The 20,291-nt window shown below is 69.9% G+C and carries 19 protein-coding genes and 1 tRNA gene; 8 read left to right on the top strand and 12 right to left on the bottom strand.

Going from position 1 to position 20,291, the window contains the following annotated elements:
- Positions 1–264: 264 nt before the first annotated feature.
- Positions 265–1,311 (top strand): LacI family DNA-binding transcriptional regulator, encoded by a 1,047-nt coding sequence (locus ACK1X7_RS18945; protein WP_385140859.1) that lies wholly within the window; start codon positions 265–267, stop codon positions 1,309–1,311.
- A gap of 74 nt (positions 1,312–1,385) precedes the next feature.
- Here the strand turns inward: ACK1X7_RS18945 and ACK1X7_RS18940 are convergent, their stop codons facing one another.
- Both ACK1X7_RS18940 and ACK1X7_RS18935 read right to left on the bottom strand, forming a co-directional pair.
- Entirely contained in the window at positions 1,386–2,753 is a 1,368-nt protein-coding gene (locus tag ACK1X7_RS18940) for a glycoside hydrolase family 6 protein (protein ID WP_413115384.1), read from the bottom strand.
- Entirely contained in the window at positions 2,750–3,922 is a 1,173-nt protein-coding gene (locus tag ACK1X7_RS18935; RefSeq protein ID WP_390793565.1) for a glycoside hydrolase family 5 protein, read from the bottom strand. The genes ACK1X7_RS18940 and ACK1X7_RS18935 overlap by 4 nt, the downstream gene beginning before the upstream one ends.
- Positions 3,923–4,239: 317 nt before the next feature.
- Between ACK1X7_RS18935 and ACK1X7_RS18930 the strand changes: the two genes are divergently transcribed.
- Complete coding sequence (locus tag ACK1X7_RS18930; protein ID WP_398159910.1) at positions 4,240–7,131, top strand: glycoside hydrolase family 48 protein; 2,892 nt, start codon at positions 4,240–4,242, stop codon at positions 7,129–7,131.
- Positions 7,132–7,188: 57 nt separating this feature from the next.
- Here ACK1X7_RS18930 and ACK1X7_RS18925 read toward each other — a convergent pair whose 3' ends face one another.
- Positions 7,189–8,820 (bottom strand): N,N-dimethylformamidase beta subunit family domain-containing protein, encoded by a 1,632-nt coding sequence (locus tag ACK1X7_RS18925; RefSeq protein ID WP_385154962.1) that lies wholly within the window; start codon positions 8,818–8,820, stop codon positions 7,189–7,191.
- A 121-nt stretch (positions 8,821–8,941) separates the two neighbouring features.
- On the opposite strand from ACK1X7_RS18925, the gene ACK1X7_RS18920 reads away from it, so the two are divergent.
- Positions 8,942–9,214 (top strand): hypothetical protein, encoded by a 273-nt coding sequence (locus ACK1X7_RS18920; RefSeq protein ID WP_119988754.1) that lies wholly within the window; start codon positions 8,942–8,944, stop codon positions 9,212–9,214.
- A gap of 88 nt (positions 9,215–9,302) precedes the next feature.
- The gene (locus ACK1X7_RS18915; protein ID WP_385154966.1) at positions 9,303–10,049 is read left to right on the top strand and encodes a Clp protease N-terminal domain-containing protein; all 747 of its coding nucleotides are present in this window, start codon (positions 9,303–9,305) and stop codon (positions 10,047–10,049) included.
- Here ACK1X7_RS18915 and ACK1X7_RS18910 read toward each other — a convergent pair.
- Positions 10,027–10,536 carry an STAS domain-containing protein gene (locus tag ACK1X7_RS18910; protein ID WP_413115383.1) on the bottom strand — a complete coding sequence of 170 codons (510 nt, stop codon included), beginning with the start codon at positions 10,534–10,536 and terminating at the stop codon, positions 10,027–10,029. The genes ACK1X7_RS18915 and ACK1X7_RS18910 overlap by 23 nt on opposite strands.
- A gap of 113 nt (positions 10,537–10,649) precedes the next feature.
- Between ACK1X7_RS18910 and ACK1X7_RS18905 the strand changes: the two genes are divergently transcribed.
- Together ACK1X7_RS18905 and ACK1X7_RS18900 are read left to right on the top strand one after the other, a co-directional pair.
- A complete protein-coding gene (locus tag ACK1X7_RS18905) occupies positions 10,650–11,027 on the top strand; it encodes a helix-turn-helix transcriptional regulator (RefSeq protein ID WP_398159908.1) in 378 nt (125 codons plus the stop codon).
- Between the two features lie 56 nt (positions 11,028–11,083).
- Positions 11,084–11,461, top strand: coding sequence for a MerR family transcriptional regulator (locus tag ACK1X7_RS18900; RefSeq protein WP_385154987.1), 378 nt, complete (start codon positions 11,084–11,086; stop codon positions 11,459–11,461).
- A gap of 30 nt (positions 11,462–11,491) precedes the next feature.
- On the opposite strand, the gene ACK1X7_RS18895 is transcribed toward ACK1X7_RS18900, so the two are convergent.
- Positions 11,492–12,097, bottom strand: coding sequence for a hypothetical protein (locus ACK1X7_RS18895; protein ID WP_385154975.1), 606 nt, complete (start codon positions 12,095–12,097; stop codon positions 11,492–11,494).
- 165 nt (positions 12,098–12,262) lie between these two features.
- Here ACK1X7_RS18895 and ACK1X7_RS18890 point away from each other — a divergent pair, with 165 nt between their 5' ends.
- Positions 12,263–12,454 (top strand): hypothetical protein, encoded by a 192-nt coding sequence (locus ACK1X7_RS18890; RefSeq protein WP_390793569.1) that lies wholly within the window; start codon positions 12,263–12,265, stop codon positions 12,452–12,454.
- A 192-nt stretch (positions 12,455–12,646) separates the two neighbouring features.
- Here ACK1X7_RS18890 and ACK1X7_RS18885 read toward each other — a convergent pair whose 3' ends face one another.
- The 5 genes from ACK1X7_RS18885 to ACK1X7_RS18865 all read right to left on the bottom strand — a co-directional run bounded on the left by ACK1X7_RS18885 (position 12,647) and on the right by ACK1X7_RS18865 (position 16,311).
- The gene (locus ACK1X7_RS18885; protein WP_385154981.1) at positions 12,647–12,985 is read right to left on the bottom strand and encodes a hypothetical protein; all 339 of its coding nucleotides are present in this window, start codon (positions 12,983–12,985) and stop codon (positions 12,647–12,649) included.
- 334 nt (positions 12,986–13,319) lie between these two features.
- Positions 13,320–13,392 (bottom strand) — tRNA-His (locus ACK1X7_RS18880).
- A 111-nt stretch (positions 13,393–13,503) separates the two neighbouring features.
- A complete protein-coding gene (orn, locus tag ACK1X7_RS18875) occupies positions 13,504–14,112 on the bottom strand; it encodes an oligoribonuclease (protein ID WP_078641577.1) in 609 nt (202 codons plus the stop codon).
- Between the two features lie 5 nt (positions 14,113–14,117).
- Positions 14,118–15,440, bottom strand: coding sequence for a helix-turn-helix domain-containing protein (locus ACK1X7_RS18870; protein WP_385150245.1), 1,323 nt, complete (start codon positions 15,438–15,440; stop codon positions 14,118–14,120).
- Between the two features lie 496 nt (positions 15,441–15,936).
- Positions 15,937–16,311, bottom strand: a complete 375-nt coding sequence (locus ACK1X7_RS18865; protein ID WP_385150248.1) for a hypothetical protein — start codon at positions 16,309–16,311, stop codon at positions 15,937–15,939.
- Positions 16,312–16,809: 498 nt separating this feature from the next.
- On the opposite strand from ACK1X7_RS18865, the gene ACK1X7_RS18860 reads away from it, so the two are divergent.
- Positions 16,810–17,331 carry a universal stress protein gene (locus ACK1X7_RS18860; protein WP_093462001.1) on the top strand — a complete coding sequence of 174 codons (522 nt, stop codon included), beginning with the start codon at positions 16,810–16,812 and terminating at the stop codon, positions 17,329–17,331.
- A 701-nt stretch (positions 17,332–18,032) separates the two neighbouring features.
- On the opposite strand, the gene glmS is transcribed toward ACK1X7_RS18860, so the two are convergent.
- Both glmS and ACK1X7_RS18850 read right to left on the bottom strand, forming a co-directional pair.
- Complete coding sequence (glmS, locus tag ACK1X7_RS18855) at positions 18,033–19,865, bottom strand: glutamine--fructose-6-phosphate transaminase (isomerizing) (protein ID WP_014060892.1); 1,833 nt, start codon at positions 19,863–19,865, stop codon at positions 18,033–18,035.
- A gap of 122 nt (positions 19,866–19,987) precedes the next feature.
- Positions 19,988–20,263, bottom strand: a complete 276-nt coding sequence (locus tag ACK1X7_RS18850) for a hypothetical protein (protein ID WP_037953108.1) — start codon at positions 20,261–20,263, stop codon at positions 19,988–19,990.
- Positions 20,264–20,291: the final 28 nt, after the last annotated feature.

Raw genomic sequence — 20,291 nt, 5'->3', positions numbered from 1 at the left:
GCCCCGCCCAACGGCTTCCGGCCAATAAGTAGCGATACATGGGTCTTTGAGATGCATCGAGCCGGGTGGACATCGTGCGGGTTGTGTATGGCTCAGGTACTGTGGGAGCGCTCCCAGCGGTGATGTGTTGAAGGGTCGCGGCTCCTCGCAGGGGTGTCAAGGGAGTGCGCGAAACAACTTCCCGAAACCACACTGCTGTTGAATGACTCCGCAGCCGCCCATTGGGGGGTGGAGCTGCTGGGTACGGACGGCTGGAGGCGCGATATGGCAGGAACGCGGCGGCATGGCGCGGGGCGGGGACGGCCGACCCTCGAGGAAGTGGCGGCCCGTGCCGGAGTCGGCCGCGGCACCGTCTCGCGCGTGATCAACGGTTCGCCGCGGGTCAGCGACCGCACCCGGACCGCCGTCGAGCAGGCCGTCGCCGAACTCGGCTATGTGCCCAACCGGGTGGCCCGCGCGCTCGCCGCCAACCGTGCCGACGCCGTCGCCCTGGTCATCCCCGAGCCCGAGACCCGGCTCTTCGCCGAACCGTACTTCTCCGACATCATCCGCGGCGTCGGCGCCGAACTCGCCGACACCGATCTCCAGCTTCTGCTGACCCTCATCCGCACTCCCAAGGAACGGCAGCGGCTCGCGGACTACCTCTCCGCGCACCGGGTCGACGGAGTGCTGCTGGTCTCCGTGCACGCGGACGATCCGCTGCCGGACCTGCTGGAGCGGATCGAGATGCCCGCGGTGCTCAGCGGCCGCCGCTCGGCGCATGAATCGGTCCCGTACGTCGACTCGGACAACACCGGGGGCGCCCAGTCCGCCGTGGAACACCTCATCGGCCGCGGCCGCTCGACGGTCGCCACCATCACCGGACCGCTGGACATGTATGTCGCCCAGTGCCGCCTGGAGGGCTACGGCGCCGCGGTCCGGGCGGCGGGCCGCGAGGTGGAGCCGGAGCTGGTGGCGTCCGCGGACTTCACCGAGGAGGGCGGCCGCCGGGCCATGCGCCAACTGCTCGACCAGCGGCCGGAGCTGGACGGGGTCTTCGCCGCCTCGGACGTGATGGCCGCGGGCGCCCGTCAGGTGCTGCGCGAGAGCGGGCGCCGCGTCCCGGACGATGTGGCGCTGGTCGGCTTCGAGGACTCGGCCGTCGCCCGCCATATGGACCCTCCGCTCACCAGCGTCCGGCAGGCCACGGAGGAGATGGGCCGGGCGATGGTGCGGGTGCTGCTGGAGGAGATCGAGGGGTTGTCGGACCGCACCTCCAAGCGGCCGCAGATGGTACTTCCCACCCAACTGGTGCGGCGGGCGTCTTCCTGAGGGGCAAAGCGTGTGGGGCCGGTGGTCGCGTATCGCGCGACCACCGGCCCCACCTCAGGGGACGGGCGGTGTGCTTACAGCGCCGGATAGGCGTTCTTCAGCAGCTCCTGGAACTGGGCCGAGAACCAGTGGCCCGACAGCGGAGCGTTCGCCAGCGCACCCGACATGTTGTTGCCGTTGCGCGGGTTGCCGGTGTACGTCGGGTCGCACATCCGGTCGAAGCCCTTGCCCTCGTCGTTCGGGATCGAGGAGCTGGAGCCGTCCGACTCGCCCGGGGGCTTCATCCACACATACGCGTCGATCCCGGCCGCGGGTGCCGCCTTGGGCCGCTCACCGAGTCCGGCGCCGGACTGGTTGCACCAGTTGCCGATGTGGATCCGGCGGTCGTAGCGCCCGCCGTTGACGTACGTGTCCACGTCCGTCTTCGCGCCGGGGCCGCTGGGCCGGGCCGAGCCGCCCCAGCCGTTGCGGGAGGTGTCGATCAGCGCGCCGATGTTGCTCGGGAAGCCGACGTTGACCAGTTCCTGGCGGAACCCTTGGGCGAAGGAGAGCTCGTCCACGTACTGGTTCCAGTCCACCCACTTCGACTGGCGCACGGTGGTGCCGTTGACCGAGTCGTTGATGGTGAAGTTGTTCTCCTTCAGCGCGCTGTAGTTGGCCGTGTTGACGATGATCCCGGCCACCTTGTCGACCGTGCTGCCCTCGGCCGTCGCCGCCTGCTTGATCACCTGTGCGGTGGGGTTGAAGTTGCTGTCCCAGCCGATCCAGCCGTGGTGGCCGGCGTCCACGTAGTTGTAGACGTTGCCGATGGCGCCCAGCTTGTTGAGGGCGTAGCCGACGCCCTTCACATAGTTGCCGTTGGCCTTCATCGTGTCGCACTGGGGAGTCGCGGTGGCGCTGCCGCCGGTGTTGGTGACCAGGTTGGGCAGCGAGTCGATCTCGATCGTGTTCACGATCCGCAGATTGGAGTTGGCGTACTTCGACTCGGAGAGGATCGCCGCGATCGGGTCGATGAACTGCGTCTTGTACTTGTCGATCTCGGTCGGGCCCAGCTCGCCGTTGGACGCCAGCGCCGAGCAGTCACGGCCGGGCAGATCGTAGACCACCAACTGGACGACGGTCGGGCTGCCGGCCGACTGCTGAAGCGCCTTGTCGAGGTGGGCGCGCAGCCCCATCGCGCCGCCGGTGCCGTTGATCGCGGCGATCCGGTCCAGCCAGATGCCGGTCGGCTGGTTGGAGACTTTGCTGCCGCCGGGCTCGGCGGCGGCCTTCGCCGACCAGTCGGGGTTCACATACACCTTGGCGCCCGCGTACGGGTTGTCGACCTTCGCGGCGGCCGCCCTGCCGCTGTCCACCTGGGCGGACGCCACACCGGTCAGCGCCCCCATGGTCAGCGCGGAGGCGGCGAGCAAAGTGCCCGCCATTCGGATTCTGCGGCTCATTGCATTCCCTTCAGGTGATCACGGAGTCCCACGCCGAAGTTGGTCGGCGTGCCGTTGTAATCGCTGATCAGAGACGGGCCCGAGGAACAGTCCCAGGTGTTCCAGGTCCAGCCCAGATACGAGGCGCCCTTGGCGTCCAGCCAGGCCATGACCCGGTCGATATAGCCGTGGGAGCAGGTGTTCTCGCCGATCTCGCCCGCCACGAAGGGGACCTGGGCGATGACCGGGGCGAGCTGTTCGTTGAAACAGCTCTCACTGGCGCAGGTGTTGAAGTTGTAGGTGTGCCAGGCGGCGGCGAGGTTGCCCGCCGGGTCGTTGGGCTTGTACGTCAGCCACTGGCGCAGATCGTTGGAGTAGGCGACCCCCGGGATCAGGACCAGATTCTTGGCGCCCGCGGTCCGCACGGCGTTCAGCAGGGTCTGCATCCCGGCGACCTGGAAGTCGATTCCGGGGCAGCTTCCGCCGTCGCGCCAGCACTTCCACGCCGCCGTGAGATCGGAGGTGGCGCGGTCCGGGAACGGCTCGTTGAACAGGTCGAAGACCACGGCCTGGTCGCTCTTGAAGGTCTGGGCGACCGAGGTCCAGAAGGCCGGGGTGTACTGCGCGTTGGGCATCGGCTTCTGGCAGGTGGCGTACTCGGTGCCGGGGCAGTGGTTGTCCCCTCCGGTGTATTTGCCGTGCGACCAGTGGAGTTCGACGATGGGCGTGATGCCATGGGCCTCCAGCCGGGCGACGAGTGCCTTGACCGCCGCGATGTAGTTGGCCCCTCCATAGGCCGGGTTGATATGGGAAAGGCCCAGCCAGCACTCCTCGTTGAGCGGGATCCGGACCGCGTTGACCTTCCAGTCCGCGATGGCCTTGACGGAGGCGTCGTCCACGGGGCCGTCGAAGATGCCGTATCCCTGGACGCACATGAACTCACCGCCGGAGCGGTTGACGCCGAGCAGCCGCCGGGTGGCGCCGTTCTCGTCGACCAGCTTGTTGCCCGAGGCGCGCAGCTTCGGCGGTGCGGTGGCGGGGACGACGGGCGCGGTGGTCGTGGCCGGTGCGGTGGTCGTGGCCGATGCGCTCGCCGCCGAGGCGGTGGCGGCGGTGGGCACCAGGGCGGTGCCCATCACGGATAGGACCGCGGCGGCCACCAAGGCATAAAGGCGTGGGGGTGCTCGCATGGAGCGACTCCTTGAGGTCAAAGCGCCGTTCGATACGGCGCTGACTGCTGGAACCGCTCCCACTGGTTGAAGTGAAGGTAGCGCTCGACGGGCTCATGTCAACAGTTCCCGTTCACGGAATTATCGGTAGAAGACCTCTGAGCACCCGGTGTTGTTCAAAGACTTGACACCTCATCAGGCTGACACGAACCTTGGGAGCGCTCCCACTGGTTCGCACTTTCCCCCACCACCCGCACGAACCGCGAGGAGGTCCCCCGATGCGCGTACAGCGTGGCTCCCCCTTATCCGGCGCACGGCTCTCAGGGGCACGACGGCGCATGAGACGGCTGGTGACCGCCCTGGCCGCCGCGCTCTCGCTCCCCGTGGCCATGACCGCGGCGGGCGGCGCCGCCCCCGCGCACGCCGCGGCGGTCGAGTGCGGGGTCGACTACAAGACCAACGACTGGGGCTCCGGCTTCACCGCCGACCTCACCCTCACCAACCCCGGCACCGACGCCATCGACGGCTGGACCCTGACCTACGACTACGCGGGCGACCAGAAGCTGGGCAACGGCTGGAACGGCAACTGGTCGCAGTCCGGCAAGACCGTCACCGTCACCAACGCCGGGCACAACGCCAAGATCGCGGCCGGGGGCAATGTCACCACCGGCGCCCAGTTCACCTACAGCGGCACCAACGCCGCGCCCACCTCCTTCGCCGTCAACGGCGTGGCCTGCCGGGGTGCCCATCAGCCACCCATCGCGGTGCTGAGCAGCCCGTCCCCCGGCGCCGTCTTCACCTCGGGCGGCACCGTCCCGATGACGGCCACGGCCGCGGCGGCCGACGGGGCGACGATCACCAAGGTCGAGTTCTACAGCGACACCAAGCTCCTCGGCACCGACACCACCTCCCCGTACTCCTTCGACCACAAGGACGTCCCGGCGGGCGACTACTCGCTCTACGCCAAGGCGTACGACAGCCAGGGCGCCTCCGCCGAGTCCACCCCCGTCGGCATCCATGTGGCGGCCGGTCCCACGCTGGTGGCGAGCCCCGGTCAGCTCGGGGTGCAGCAGGGCAAGACCGGGACGTTCGGCGTCAAGCTGTCCACCAAGCCGTCCGCGAACGTCACCGTCTCCGTCGCCCGCACCTCGGGCAACACCGGGCTGACGATCTCCTCGGGCGCCACCCTCACCTTCACCCCCGCCAACTGGGACACCGCCCAGCAGGTGACGGTGGCCGCCGCGAACTCCGGCACCGGCGCCGCCACCTTCACCGCGACCGCCGCCGGCCACACCAAGGCCGAGGTCACCGTCACCCAGCTCGCCGCCGCGAAGGTCTACGACGCCCGCTTCCTGGACCTCTACAACAAGATCACCGCACCCTCGGCGGGCTACTTCTCGCCCGAGGGCATCCCGTACCACTCGGTGGAGACCCTGATCGTCGAGGCCCCCGACCACGGCCATGAGACGACCTCCGAGGCGTACAGCTATCTGATCTGGCTCCAGGCGATGTACGGCAAGGTCACCGGCGACTGGGCCAAGTTCAACAACGCGTGGGACATCATGGAGAAGTACATGATCCCCACCCATGCCGACCAGCCCACGGGCAGCTTCTACAACGCCTCCAAACCGGCCACCTACGCGCCCGAATGGGACCAGCCCTCCCAGTACCCCTCCCAGCTCAACGGCAATGTCCCGGTCGGCAACGACCCCATCGCCGCCGAGCTGAAGAGCGCGTACGGCACCGATGACATCTACGGCATGCACTGGATCCAGGACGTCGACAACGTCTACGGCTACGGCAACGCGCCCGGCAAATGCGAGGCGGGCCCGAGCGACACCGGCCCGAGCTATGTCAACACCTTCCAGCGCGGCCCACAGGAGTCGGTCTGGGAGACCGTGACCCAGCCCACCTGCGACGGCTTCAAGTACGGCGGCAGGAACGGCTATCTGGACCTGTTCACCGGCGACGCCTCGTACGCCAAGCAGTGGAAGTTCACCAACGCCCCCGACGCCGACGCCCGCGTCGTCCAGGCCGCCTACTGGGCCTCGGAGTGGGCCAAGGCACAGGGCAAGGGCGGCCAGATCTCCGGCAACATCGCAAAGGCCGCCAAGATGGGCGACTATCTGCGCTACGCGATGTACGACAAGTACTTCAAGAAGATCGGCAACTGCGTCGGCGAGACCGGCTGCGCGGCGGGCAGCGGCAAGAACAGCTCCCACTACCTGCTGTCCTGGTACTACGCCTGGGGCGGCGCCACCGACACCTCCGCGGGCTGGTCCTGGCGCATCGGCTCCAGCCACGCCCACGGCGGCTACCAGAACCCCATGGCGGCCTGGGCCTTGAGCTCGTACGCCGATCTCAAGCCCAAGTCCGCGACGGGCGCCGGCGACTGGTCCACCAGCCTCAAGCGCCAGTTGGAGTTCTACCGCTGGCTCCAGTCCAGCGAGGGCGCCATCGCGGGCGGCGCCACCAACAGTTGGCAGGGCCGCTACGCCACGCCGCCGTCGGGCAGGTCCACCTTCTACGGCATGTACTACGACGAGCAGCCGGTCTACCACGACCCGCCGTCCAACCAGTGGTTCGGCTTCCAGGCATGGTCCATGGAGCGGGTCGCGGAGTACTACAACCGCACCGGTGACGCCTCCGCGAAGACGGTCCTGGACAAGTGGGTCAAGTGGGCGCTGTCCAAGACCACCGTCAACGCCAACGGCACCTACCAGATCCCGTCCACCCTCCAGTGGTCCGGCCAGCCCGACACCTGGAACGCCTCCAGCCCCGGCGCCAACGCGAGCCTGCACGTCACCGTCGCCGACTACACCAATGACGTGGGCGTGGCGGCCGCGTACGCCAAGACCCTGTCGTACTACGCCGCCAAGTCCGGTGACACCCAGGCCAGGGACACCGCGAAGGCGCTGCTGGACGGCATGTGGAACAACTACCAGGACGCTCTCGGGATCGCGGTCCCCGAGTCCCGCGCCGACTACAACCGGTTCGACGACCCGGTCTACGTCCCCAGCGGATGGACGGGGACCATGCCGAACGGTGACAAGATCGACGCCGGCTCCACCTTCCAGTCGATCCGCTCCTTCTACAAGAACGACCCGGCCTGGTCGAAGGTCGAGGCGTATCTGAAGGGAGGCGCGGTGCCCAGCTTCACGTACCACCGGTTCTGGGCCCAGGCGGATATCGCGCTGGCGATGGGGTCGTACGCGGACCTCTTCGAGTAGTCACCACCGCGCGACGGCGGGGCTCCCGGGCCGGGGGCCCCGCCGCTCATGCGCCGTTCAGCGCGCGGCCCGCTCCGCCGCCCCCGCACCGGACCCGGGCCCGGTCCGCGCCCCGGTCCCGTACACCGCGCGGACATTGTCCGCCGGCCGCGGCTTGTCCCTCCCGGCGGGCCCCGCCGCGAAGGCGCGCAGCAGATTCTCCGTGGTGCGGGTGACGAAGGCCCTGGTGCGTGCGTCCATCCCGTGATCGCGCCCGTTCTCACGGGTCCCCGCCATCAGGGCCTCCACCCAGCGCATCGTCCCCGAGGCGAAGACCCCCGCCCCGCTCGCCACGGTGTAGTACGCGGAGTCCGAGTGGCTGTGCCGCCCCCGGCAGACCAGGGGGGAGTGGGCGATGATCCGCAGCGGTGCCGGGGTGGGATCGCCCGGGGTGACCCGGTCGTACTCCACACCCACCAGATGGTCGAAGGAGTCGCCGTCGTCCACCCCGGTCCCGGCGAACAGCCAGTGGCCGCTGTCCAGGACGACGTACGGGGCGTCGGTCGGGTAGCCCTCGTAGAGGACGCCGGTCAGCGAGGACTCGGGATCGGGCGCGGGGGGCTGCCGGAAGTCGGTGGTCGCCAGGTCGCGGTGGTTCACCAGGTACGGGTCGTCCCGGTAGGCGGTCTTGTAGCAGACCACGGTGCGCGCGGGGGCACCGCCGGGGCCGGGCTCCAGCCGGATCCGGCGGAAGCAGGTATTGGCGCCGAGGAAGGCCAGATTGGTGCCGTCGTCCCGGGCCCGGGTCACGTACCGCCGCTGCTGAGGGGTCCAGTACTCGTCGTGACCGAGCGACAGGGCGGCCGAGGCGCCCTCGAGCACGGCCGGTCGCAGATGGACGTCCACGCCCGTGGTGTACGCGAGCGGAAGGCCCAGCCGTTCGGCGAGGACCACCAGGGCCCGCTCGTAGACCAGGAACTTCTCCGCCCCGCTTTTCGCGTACGGCCGGTCGAAGCTGACGGCCAGCGAGCGGCTCCCGTACGCACCGTCCCGGCCCTGGTAGAGGCTGTAGCCGCCCCAGGTGTTGTACGCCTGCCAGGTGGCCGGTGCGTGCATCAGCAGCGTCCGGCCCCGCGCCTGCCGTGAGCGCACGATCAGCGGCACATAGCGCTGATGGCCGTTCGAGGCGTCCAGCCGCAGCAGATACGCGCCCTCCGGCCAGTTCCGGGCGCGTATGCGCAGTGAACGGTCCCAGTCGGCCCGCACCGTGCGGGTGGCGTCGAGAAACAGGGGCGCGCCTTGCCTTCTGCCGTCCACCCGGCCCGACCGCCACACCAGCCGCGCCTGCGCCCCGCCGTACCAGCCGATCCGGTAGGCCGATACGCGGAAGGCGGGGGCGGTGGTCGACACGTAGAGGCCGACCTCCTCGTCGGGCAGCACGCTCACCCGGTCGGTATAGCCCTCGATGGCGTCGGGCGGCCCCGTCGAGCGGATGCGCCAGTCGGCACTGCCCGGCCGGGCCCGTTCCGCCTCCTCCGCCCGGCGCGCGGCGTCGGCGCGACGGGAGGGGCGGGCGCGGTGGCCATCGCGCCCGGAGGAGTCGCAGCCCGTCGCGGCCACCCCGGCGGCCCCGGCACCGGCCGCCGCCGCGGCTCCGAGGAAGCCCCGGCGGATCAGCCCGCCGGCTGCGCGGCCCTGTTCTCCGTCCACCGGATCATCGTGGGCCGCGCCGCGGACGCGGGCGAGCCGGTGCGGTCCGACGGAGTATCCGGCCGCGCGGTCCGGCGCCTCCGAGGTGCGGCGTGGGGGCGCGGGGAGCAGCCTGGGACATATGACGGAATCCCAGGCGCCGCGCATTCACCGGCCTCCGATCGTGGTGCTCGGTGTGCAGCAGAACGACCCTCCGTACCGTCTGGTCGAGATCGCCGGTGAGCTGGCGGGCAAGGCGCACTCGGTCCTGGACGTCATCGAGATCGCCCGGGAGGTGGGTCTGGACGATGTCGATCTGGACGATCCGGATGTGGTCCGGTGGGTGGGCGGCGACAAGTTCACCTGGACGTCGTTCTGGCCCCCGCATCGGTCGCACCACGAGCACCGCGGCTAGGCGAGAGGCCCGCGGGCGGCTCGGGAGACATGGATTCACTGTCAACCCGACGTTGACGCCCTATGGAGTGTCAACCTATGGTTGACGCATGACGAAACCAATCGGACTCAGTCATCCCGTACGCCTCGACGATCTGATCGAGGCCATCAAGAAGGTCCACACCGACGCCCTCGAGCAGCTCACCGACGCGGTGATCGCCGCCGAGCACCTCGATGAGGTGGCCGACCACCTCATCGGCCACTTCGTGGACCAGGCCCGCCGCTCCGGCGCCTCCTGGACCGACATCGGCAAGAGCATGGGGGTGACGCGGCAGGCGGCCCAGAAGCGCTTCGTCCCCAAGGGCTCCGCCGCCCAGGACCTCGACCCCAGCCAGGGCTTCGACCGCTACACGCCGCGCGCCCGGAGCGTCGTGGTCGCCTCCCAGAACGAGGCCCGCGCCGCCTCCAACGCCGAGATCCGCCCCGAGCACCTCGTCCTCGGCCTCCTGGCCGACCCCGAGGGGCTGGCCGCCAAGGCGATCGTCGCCCAGGACGTCCTCCTGGACACCGTCCGCCAGGCAGCCACCGCCGCCCTCCCGCCCGCAGCCGACTCCATGCCCGCACTGGTCCCCTTCGACGCCGACGCCCGCAAGGTCCTGGAACTCACCTTCCGCGAGGCGCTGCGGCTGGGCCACAACTACATCGGCACCGAGCACATCCTCCTGGCCCTCCTCGAACACGAGGATGGCGCGGGCCTGTTGACCGGCCTGGGCATCGACAAGGCCACCGCCGTGGACACCCTCACCAAGGCACTGACCCGGATCGCCGAGGCCATCAACGACGAGATGGAGGGGTGATCGAGCGCCCCTCGGCGGCCCAACGGCGGGGGTGCGGCGGCCGGAACAGCGAAGCTGTGCCGGTCAGGCTGAGGACTCGCCCGACCGCGCGACTCGGGGAGCGGACGATGACCGTCTTGCCGTGTGCGAGCGCCTCGCGGCGAAGCCTCAGCAGTGCGTTGAGCCCCGAGCAGTCCCAGAACCTCACCGCTCTCAGGTCCACGTCGACGCCCTCGGCGGAGGCGTGGAGAGCCGTGCGCAGGGCGGCGGCCACGGCAGGGGCGGTCTCGTAGTCCACTTCCCCCCGGATCACGACAACCTTCCGGGGCCCCTCCTGGTAGCTGTCGGTGAGGAGGGCGGGCGGGGGCGCGGGCGTGGATGCGCGGCGCGACGGCGTCGGCGTCGGTGTCGGTGTCGAAACGACCGATGTCCCGGGCGTCGCGTCGTGCACGGGCCGGTACGGCGAGCGATGCCCGGGCTCGGGCGTGGAGATGTCTCGGGCGTGCATCTGTCTCTGCTCTCCCCTCAAGTCGCCGCACCGGCATCACACGACTTGCTTTACGCGAAGCATAATTCATGTTTCTGGATGCGTCATCATCGCTTCGGCAATATCATGAGCGCATGGGAGGAGTGCCTGAACCGCACAGCGGATGGACGTTCCTGACGAACCACGCCCGCGTGCTGGCCACGATCGCCGACGACCCGAACGTGCGGATCCGGGACATCGCCGCGCACTGCCGGCTGACGGAGCGCGCCGTCCAAAAGATCATCGCCGACCTGGAACAGGACGGGTATCTGTCCCACACCCGTGAGGGGCGCACGAACACGTACCGCATCGAGCCCGGGAAGGTCCTGCGCCACCCGGCCGAGGCCGGCCTCCCCGTGGCCTCGCTCCTCTCCCTGCTCGTCGAGGACGAGGCCCGGCGCAGGCACACCGACGGACCGATCGGCGGCGGGAGCGCGAACGCGAACCCGAACCCGAACTCGACAGCGCACTGACGCTCCTGCCCTCGACTACGCTGAAACGACCCTTGACGTCAGAGGTAGGAGTCACGGTGCGCATCGGCGAACTCGCCACCCAGACCGGCGTCAGTGTGCGAGCGCTGCGCTACTACGAGGAGCAGCACCTGCTCACCTCGGAGCGCAGCCCCAGCGGCCAGCGCCACTACCCGGACACCGCGGTCGACCGCGTGCTGCTGATCCAGTGCCTCTACGCCTCGGGCCTGTCCAGCAAGACCATCCGCGAACTCCTCCCCTGCATGTGCACCGGCGCCGCCACCCCCGCCACGCTCAACCGCCTGACCTCCGAACGCGACCGCATCAACGCGCAGATCGCCGACCTGGCCATGGCCCGCGACCGCCTGGAGGCCGTCATCGCGGCGGCGGGCGCCACGGTCGAAGGCGAGACCATGTGCGCCCCGCAAAGCGCTTGATCCACCGCACCGGCTAGGGCAGGCGGCCGGTCAGCGGCGGGCGCCGCTTCCCCCGTGATAGCCGAGTTCGAGGTAGCGGGCGCGGGTGCTCCAGGGGCCGAGGTCGGGCGCGTTGGCCAGGACGTCGTGCCAGCGCGAGCCGCCGGAGGCCGCCTTATCGGAACGGCCCCCTGAGTCATGCGCGGGGCGCCCGGCCCAGAGCCGTACCCCCGACCGCGCCTCGGACTCGCGGACCGGCTCCCACAAGCCCACCGAAAACATCCCGGCGAGCTGGTGCATGGCGATGAAACTGACTATGCCCGCTTCGGGAGCCGTGGAGTCCGGGCGCTCGGTGAGGGCGCGCCACAGGAAGTACGGGTTCGGCAGCCGTACATCGGGCTGGAAGCGGTAGACGAGCCGCACCAGCCTGATCGAGCCGATGCGCGGCAGCTCCATCCGGCTGAGCGGGACGACCTCGCGCTGCCCGCCGGTCCAGGTCAGCGTCTTGTTGTGGCCCATGTAGCCGGGCTCGCTGTAGACCGTGACGTGAAGGCGTTCCCTACGATCGGGCCGCCGGTTGTGCAACATGCCCGCGCCGACGGCGGCACCGCCGACGGAGGCCAGGCCCGCCAGGAGAATTCTGGTCTTGCGCTTCATCGGGACGCCACACCTCACTTCCGACGGGACGACCGCCCCCATCATGCGCCACGCCAAGAAGGACCTCCATGGTTCCTCGCTTCCTGCAACCCGGCCCAACTCGGCCACGTCTCTCCCCGGTGAAACGGTCACGAGGACCGTAAGAACGAATGCAAGGGCGGGAACATGACTGTTCTGGTGCTGCTCGGCGCCTTGGCACTTGCCATCGGCGGATGCGCGTGTGTGGTGTGGGCGGAGCGCGGCGGGCCCCGCTGGGCCCGCGTCGTGGCGACCGTGACGCTTGCCGTGGGGGAGCTGTTGCGGCGCTCCCGGAAGAACCGGCGCCGAAGCGTGAACCGGACCAGCGGTGACGGTTGACCAGGGTTCCCAGCGGTAGCCGGTGGTGGGAGCGGCCCGCCCCCGGCCGGCGGGGAAGCCCAGTGGGGTACCGCGATAGCAGAGGAGCCCGGCACCTTGCCGGGCTCCTTCGCGCTGTACGTTCGCCGCCCTCCGCGTCAGGGATCTCGGGGCGCCGGGTTTCGCTGCTCAGGATCGACCGACTGCGGTCATTCAGGATGAAGTTGAGCTGTTTGGCGACTTCGGTTTGGCGACGGTTTGCGGGGTGATGGCGACACCGTTGGGTGCGTCGCCGACGGGGATGGTGGTGGTGACGGTGTTGGTTCTGGTGTCGATCACCGACACACTGTCGTCGTCGATGTTGGTGACGTAGGCGTGGGCAGGGTCGTCATACGCGGCGGCGGGCGATGCCACGGCGAGCGGGACCGTCAGGCCCACGAGCACCGCCAATCCCACCCAGGCCCGCACGACCCTCCCCCGCGAGCGCTCACCGCCGTCACATCGCCCGGTGATTCCCCGTTCCGGCGTTCCCTGTACCGCGATATCTGACACGAAGACCTCCTGAAGTGCACATGAGCCGAACTAGCGATGACCGCGTCCACGCTATGTGCCGGTATCTCCCTGTACATCCGAGATCACATGCCTAGGGTTGTATGGGCGATTCGAATCCCATCTCCGACCACCCGTCCACGGCATCGGGCGCGGGACACCGACACGCCGCACGGCCTGGCCCTGACCAGAAGGCGAACCTGCCACTGTTCGGGCGCACCAGGCACTTCGTTCCGCCGCCGTCATCCGGGAGTCGGGAGAAGTCGGGGAGAAGCGGGGAGAATACGAGAAAGAGGCCGCTGTCCCGTTCTCACAGGTCAGCGGCCTCTTCGAAAAGGGTGAGTAACGGGACTCGAACCCGCGACATCCTGGACCACAACCAGGTGCTCTACCAACTGAGCTATACCCACCATGACCGGCGCTTTCCGCACCGGCCGAGAAAAAGTGTACAGGGTCCGAAGGGGTGCTCGCTCCCGGCTTTCGGGGTGTCGGGAGCGAGCACCGGGTCGGGCCGGCCCGGGTCAGGTCTGCCGGGCGGGCAGGACGTGCTTGGCCGCGATGGTCTTCGCCGTGTCCGAGTCCGGGCCGGGCGCGGGGACGAAGATCGCTTCACGGTAGTAGCGCAGCTCGGCGATGGACTCGTGGATGTCCGCGAGCGCGCGGTGGTTGCCGTTCTTCTTGGGGCTGTTGAAGTAGGCCCGCGGATACCAGCGGCGGGCCAGCTCCTTGATCGAGGAGACGTCGACGATCCGGTAGTGGAGGTAGCTCTCGAGCGTCGGCATGTCCCGGAGGAGGAAGCCCCGGTCGGTGCCGACCGAGTTTCCGCACAGCGGGGCCTTGCCGGCCTCGGGGACGTGCTCGCGGATGTAGGCCAGGACCTGGTCCTGGGCATCTTCGAGCGTGGTCCCGCCCTCGAGCTCGGCGAGCAGGCCGGAGGTGGTGTGCATGTCGCGCACCACCTCGGGCATGGTGACCAGCGCTTCTGCGGGGGGCCGGACAACGATGTCCACTCCCTCGCCCTGGATGTTCAGCTCGGAGTCCGTGACCAGCGCGGCCACCTCGATAAGCGCGTCGTTCGCCAGCGAGAGCCCGGTCATCTCGCAGTCGATCCACACCATGCGATCGTTCATACGTCTCACCCTACGGGGCGTTCCCGCTGGCCGGGCAGGGACGGACGGCCCGGAGCGCGGCCCGTGGCCTGTTCGGGCAGGCGTGGGGCGTAGGCGTCCGACTCCGGTTTGCCAGGGTCCGGATGCGGAGCGTGATGGTGGTGCGGAGGGTGCCCCGAGTGACCGGTGGGACCGCCGGGCGCGCCCTGTCGCCGCAGCGGCAGGGAGTGGTCGCCCGAGCGGGGCTCGATCACCTCGGCGCGGTCGGGCCGGTCGGCCCGCTCCAGCCGCTCCAGGCGGTCGGGCCGGTCCGTACGATCCGCCGGCCCGCCCTGGGGCCTGCGGGCGCGGTACGCGGCCCGGTAGGCGGCCGGGGAGGACCCGAGCTGCCGCCGGAAGTGCCCGCGCAGCGCGACCGGCGAACGGAAGCCGCAGCGGCCGGCGACCTCGTCGACCGAATAGTCGGAGGTCTCCAGAAGCCGCTGCGCCTGGAGCACCCGCTGGGTGATCAGCCACTGGAGTGGAGCGCTCCCAGTGAGCGAGCGGAACCTGCGGTCGAAGGTTCTGCGGCTCATATAGGCGCGCGCCGCCAGGGCCTCGACGTCGAACTGCTCATGCAGATGCTCGAGCGCCCACGCCACCACCTCGGCGAGCGGGTCCGCCCCGATCTCCTCTGGTAACGACCTGTCCAGATAGCGCTCCTGCCCTCCGCTGCGGCGTGGCGGGACGACCAGGCGCCGGGCGAGGGCGCCGGCGGCGTCCGCGCCGTGGTCGGTGCGCACGATGTGCAGGCACAGATCGATCCCGGCGGCGGTGCCCGCCGAGGTCAGTACGTCACCGTCGTCGACGAAGAGCTCGCGGGGGTCCACATGGACCGACGGATAGCGCTTGGCGAGCGTCGGTGCGTACATCCAGTGGGTGGTCGCCGGGCGGCCGTCCAGCAGCCCGGCGGCGGCCAGTACGAAGGCCCCGGTGCACAGGCCCACGATCCGCGCGCCCTCCTCGTGCGCGCGGCGCAGCGCGTCGAGCGCGGCGGCCGGTGGCGGCTGGGTTATCGACCGCCAGGCCGGTACGACGACGGTGCCGGCCCGGGAGAGTGCCTCCAGGCCGTATGGTGCGGTCAGTTCCAGTCCGCCAGTCGTTCGCAGTGGCACATCTTCGCCCGCGCACACCAGCAATCGGTACCGAGGGACTCCGGCGTCCTGCCGGTCGATACCGAAGACGGAGAGCGGGATGGAGCTTTCGAAGATGGGGCCGCCGCTGAACAGCAGCACCGCGACGATTTCTCGTCGCCGGCGTCCGGAGAGCTTGCGCGAGGTCTCCGGTACGGTCGTGGAGTCCTGGCTCATGGCACTAAGCCCCCCTCGGTGGTCGCGTCCTCTCGGTCCTGCACGTTTCCCCTCGGTCCTGAACGGTTCCCCCGCCGGTCATGGCCAAGATCGAATCTACTGTGTCGCGTGTGGTCGCCGTGACCAGTTCACCACCCGCCACTATGTCGACATGGGAACTTGGCGCGAAGCATTCGATCACGAAGCGTTGCACTCGTAGCCCTCGCTGTGAAGTACGCCTTGTGCGGACACCCACTTCCCGTAGGGGGTACGTGCGCCCCGGACCCCTTTCCACGCTGGCCGGACGGGTGTTGAGCACGTCGTTTGCCAAGGGAAGAAGTGTGGCCCGAAGTTGGCTTAAAACAAGCGGGCGCATGCGTACGCATGCGTCATGCGACCGGCGTACGGCCGGCTCGTACACCCTGAGGGCTTGAGCGACGCTCCAGCGGCGCTCCATCAGCGCTGAGTGTACGGAGCGCTACGGACCGCGTCCCCGGCCCGGTCCCTTCGCGCGTCCTCAGACGCGGCGGCCGCCCCGGTGCGCGCCGATCCCCGTACGGCCGTGGCGGCCCCGGTGCGGGCTGGCGCCGTCCGCGTCCAGCCGGGCCGCGGTGCGCTCGGAATGGCGCAGCAGGGCGCGGCTGGCGGCCGTCACGGCGGCGAGGCCCGCACCGGCTGCCAGGGCGCCGCCGACGGGTAATCCGCACATGAGCAGGACGACGGGGACCACGGCACAGCCAAAGGCCGCCCAGCGGATCACCTCGCTCACCGCGTCGCTAGCGGTGGCCTGGACCGGGGCTCGAGCGGGGCTTGGGATATGGGGCCGTCCGGGTGTCCCGGCCGTGTCGCCGGGGATGCCGCCGGGGGCGTCGTACTCGCGGGCGACGGACACGGGCAAGGCTCCTCTCGAGCGGCCGGCGAGATATCGGCAGGGCGCTCCGCGCGGGGGTGGGGAGGGGCGGCGGGCCGGGGATCCGGGCAGGTGAGCGGGTCGGGCCGGGGCCGCCGCACCGGCTGCCGCTACTACAACGCCCGGCCCGCCCCCAGGTCACTGCCGGGCGGTCGCGCGGCCTGCCGCGGCGGTCCGGCCGGGCCGGGTACCGGGCCTGGGCTCGGGCTTGGTGGGGACCACTTGGGGCATTGCGTTACGGGCCGCCCTCCGGCATGCTCCGGGGAACGCTTCGGGCGGCTCCGCTCCCGTGGCTACCTCTGGGCAGGTGGTGAATGCCGCCGTACCCTTGGGGGTAAGGGCTTGGAAAGATGAATCCCGGACGGATTTCGACCCCTCGAGATCGTCCCCGAGCTCCAGCGGAGCTCAAGTCCCCCGACAACCCCCAACCTGAGCCCCCGCCGATCCCTCCGCACGAGGACATCCTTCGCCGAGACACCGATGGCCGGTCACGAAATCCCCGAACCCGCGGACCGCAAGCGGGTCGCCGATCACATGGCGACCCCCGAAGCGGCGGAAGAAACACGTCATTCCTGCGATCCAGCGTTCCAGCACGGTGTTGTGGTGGGATTCGACGGCTCCACGTCGAGCGAACGCGCCCTCGCCTACGCGATCGGCATGGCCCGGCGCTCAGGCTCAGGGCTGATCATCGTCCACGTGGCCAACCGGCTGCCGACGACGGTGTGGGCGGGCTGTGAGCCGCCGGTCTTCGTCGATGTCCCCGATCACCGCACCGAGGTGCTGGGGCTCGAGCTGGCCTGCGCCGATCATCTCTCCGAGGTGCCCTGGATCCTCGTCGAGCGCGGCGGGGACATCTGCCATGAGCTGGAGGAGGTCGGCCGGGAGTACGCGGCCGACGCCATTGTGGTGGGCTCCACGCACGGGCTGGTGGGGCGGATCTTCGGCTCGGTCGCGGGGCGGCTCGCACGGCGGGCGCAGCGGCCCGTCATCGTCATCCCCTGAGCATCGGCTGGGCATGGCCTGCCGTCGGCTGAGCATGGCCTGGGCATCGCCTGCCGTCGGCTGGGCGTCCCTCGACGTCGGCCGGGTGTCCCTCGACGTCCGCTGGGGCATCCCCTGAGCCTCCGGGGCATCCCCTGAGCATCCGCTGGGTGTTGCCCGGGCGCCCGCTGAGCATCTCCTGAGCGTCACCGGGGCCTCTGGGTGCCTCCTGGCGCCTCAGAGCGCTCCATGCGCTCCACGCGCTCCAGCATGGCCCCGAGCGCGCCCAAGCGCCCCTGAGCGGCTTCTCCGGGCCTTCCCGGCTCCGCCAAGTCCCCGTGCCCTCGCCCGCCGTGCCCCGGCGCATGCCTGTCAAGCGCGATTGTTCAGCCCAAAACCTCTGCCGTCGGCACGACTTGGCCCGGGTGCCTGGAACCGGACACCCCCAACTCCCCTTGACCGCAGGTGAGATGGCGTCAAGTCCATCTTGACAACGGACAAACCTACCCGCGCGTAGAGGTGGATTGTGCGTTTGTGAGGGGTACAAACCGTTCGGTCGTGCCGACGCGCGGGAAGTGACGGTTCCCGCGCGTCGGCCAGCCGCCGGCGTAATAGGGCGACGCCGGTGAAGGGGAGGCGGCCCCCGCGTGCGTGGTGGCACACGCGGGGGACCGCCAAGGGGTCCGCGGCGGGATTCGCCGAGGTCGCGCGGGGGTTCGGGGCTATTCGACCGTCACCGACTTGGCGAGGTTGCGGGGCTTGTCGATGTCCCGGCCGAGCGCCAGCGCCGTGTGGTAGGCGAGCAGTTGGAGCGGGATGCCCATGAGGATCGGGTCGAGTTCCACCTCGTTGCGGGGTACCACGATCGTGTGGTCCGCCTTCTCCTGCTCGCGGTGGGCGACGGCCAGGATCCGGCCGCTGCGGGCCTTGATCTCCTCCAGCGTCGCGCGGTTCTTCTCCAGCAGGTCGTCGTCCGGCAGCACCGCCACCGTCGGCACCTCGGGCTCGATCAGCGCGAGCGGCCCGTGCTTGAGCTCGGAGGCCGGGTACGCCTCGGCGTGGACGTAGGAGACCTCCTTCAGCTTCAGGGACGCCTCGCGCGCCACCGGGTAGCCGCGAACCCGCCCGACGAACATCATGCTCTTTGCGTTCGCATATTCCGCGGCGAGCTTTTTGATCTCTTCCTCGCCGCTCAGTACCTCGGCGATCTGCTCGGGCAGCTTGCGCAGCCCGGCGATGATCCGCTTGCCGTCGGCGACCGAGAGATCGCGGATCCGGCCCAGGTGGAGGGCGAGCAGCGCGAAGGCGACGGCGGTGTTGGTGAAGCACTTGGTGGAGACGACGCACACCTCCGGGCCCGCGTGGACGTACACCCCGCCGTCCGTCTCCCGGGCGATGGCGCTGCCCACGACGTTGACGACGCCCAGCACCCGCGCGCCCTTGCGCTTGAGCTCCTGGACGGCCGCCAGGGTGTCGTAGGTCTCGCCGGACTGGCTGACCGCGATGTAGAGGGTGTCCGGGTCCACGACCGGGTTGCGGTAGCGGAACTCGCTCGCGGGCTCCGCGTCCGCCGGGATACGTGCCAGCTCCTCGATGAGCTGGGCCCCGATCAGGCCCGTGTGGTACGCCGAACCACAGCCGAGGATCTTGACCCGGCGCACCCCGCGCGCCTCGCGGGCGTCCAGGTTGAGCCCGCCCAGCCGGACGGTGGAGAACCGGTCGTCGATCCGGCCGCGCAGCACCCGGTCCACGGCGTCGACCTGCTCGTGGATCTCCTTGTGCATATAGGTGTCGTGGCCGCCCATGTCGTACGACTCGGCCTCCCACTCCACGGTGGTGGGGGAGGGGGCGGTGCGGCTGCCCTCGGTGGTGTAGGTGCGGTAGTCGTCGGCCTTGAGGGTGGCCATCTCGCCGTCGTCCAGGGTGACCACCTGGCGGGTGTGGCTGACCAGCGCGGCGACGTCGGAGGCGACGAACATCTCCTTCTCGCCGATGCCCAGCACCACCGGCGAGCCGTTGCGGGCGACGACGATGCGGTCCGGGAAGTCGGCGTGCAGCACGGCGATGCCGTAGGTGCCCTCGACCATCGAGAGCGCGTGGCGGACCTTCTCCTCCAGGGTGGGCGCCTGGGAGCGGCCGATGAGATGGGCGAGCGCCTCGGAGTCGGTGTCGGAGGCCAGCTCCACGCCGTCGGCGGCCAGCTTGGCGCGCAGATCGGCGGCGTTGTCGATGATGCCGTTGTGGACGACGGCGACCTTGCCGTCCGCGTCCAGATGCGGATGCGCGTTGGTGTCGTTGGGGGCGCCATGGGTGGCCCAGCGGGTGTGGGCGATCCCGGTGGTGCCCGCGAACCGCTTGGGAAGCCTGGCCTCGAGCTCGCGGACCCGGCCCTTGGCCTTGGCGGTCTTCAGCCCGGCGCTCTGGGCGCCCTTGGCGGGCTTGCCCTGGATCGCGATGCCCGCGGAGTCATAGCCGCGGTACTCCAGGCGCTGGAGCCCCTCCAGCAGCAGCGGTGCCACATCGCGCTTGCCGATGTATCCGACGATTCCGCACATGGTGTTCAGGCCCTCCCATTGATCGCTTGTGCATGCTCGTGCTCGGGTCCGGCGGTGGCGGCCGCCATCGTGGACCGGTGCCGTGGACCGGCGTTGTGGACCGGTGCCGTGGACCGGTGCCGTCAGCCGTAGACGATGCGGCGCAACTGGCGCAGCGAGAGTTCGGGCGGGGCCACCGCGCGGTACGGCAGCTCGGCCGTGATCCGCTCGAAGATGTCCGCGTTGGTCAGCCCGCCGGACTGAAGCTCGCGGTGGCGGCGCCGGACGAACTCCTCCGTCGTCTCGTCGAAGTACGCCAGTACGTCCAGCACCACCCGGCCCGCCTCGCCGCGGCTGAGCGGCGTACTGCGGACCAGGTGGTCGATCAGGTCATCGTGGGACATTCGGCGGTCGAGCATCCGTTGATACTGCGATGCGGCGACGTGT

The sequence above is a fragment of the Streptomyces sp. CY-1 genome (assembly GCF_047218265.1).
Classification (GTDB): domain Bacteria; phylum Actinomycetota; class Actinomycetes; order Streptomycetales; family Streptomycetaceae; genus Streptomyces; species Streptomyces niphimycinicus.
This window is presented reverse-complemented; position numbering and strand designations above follow the sequence as displayed.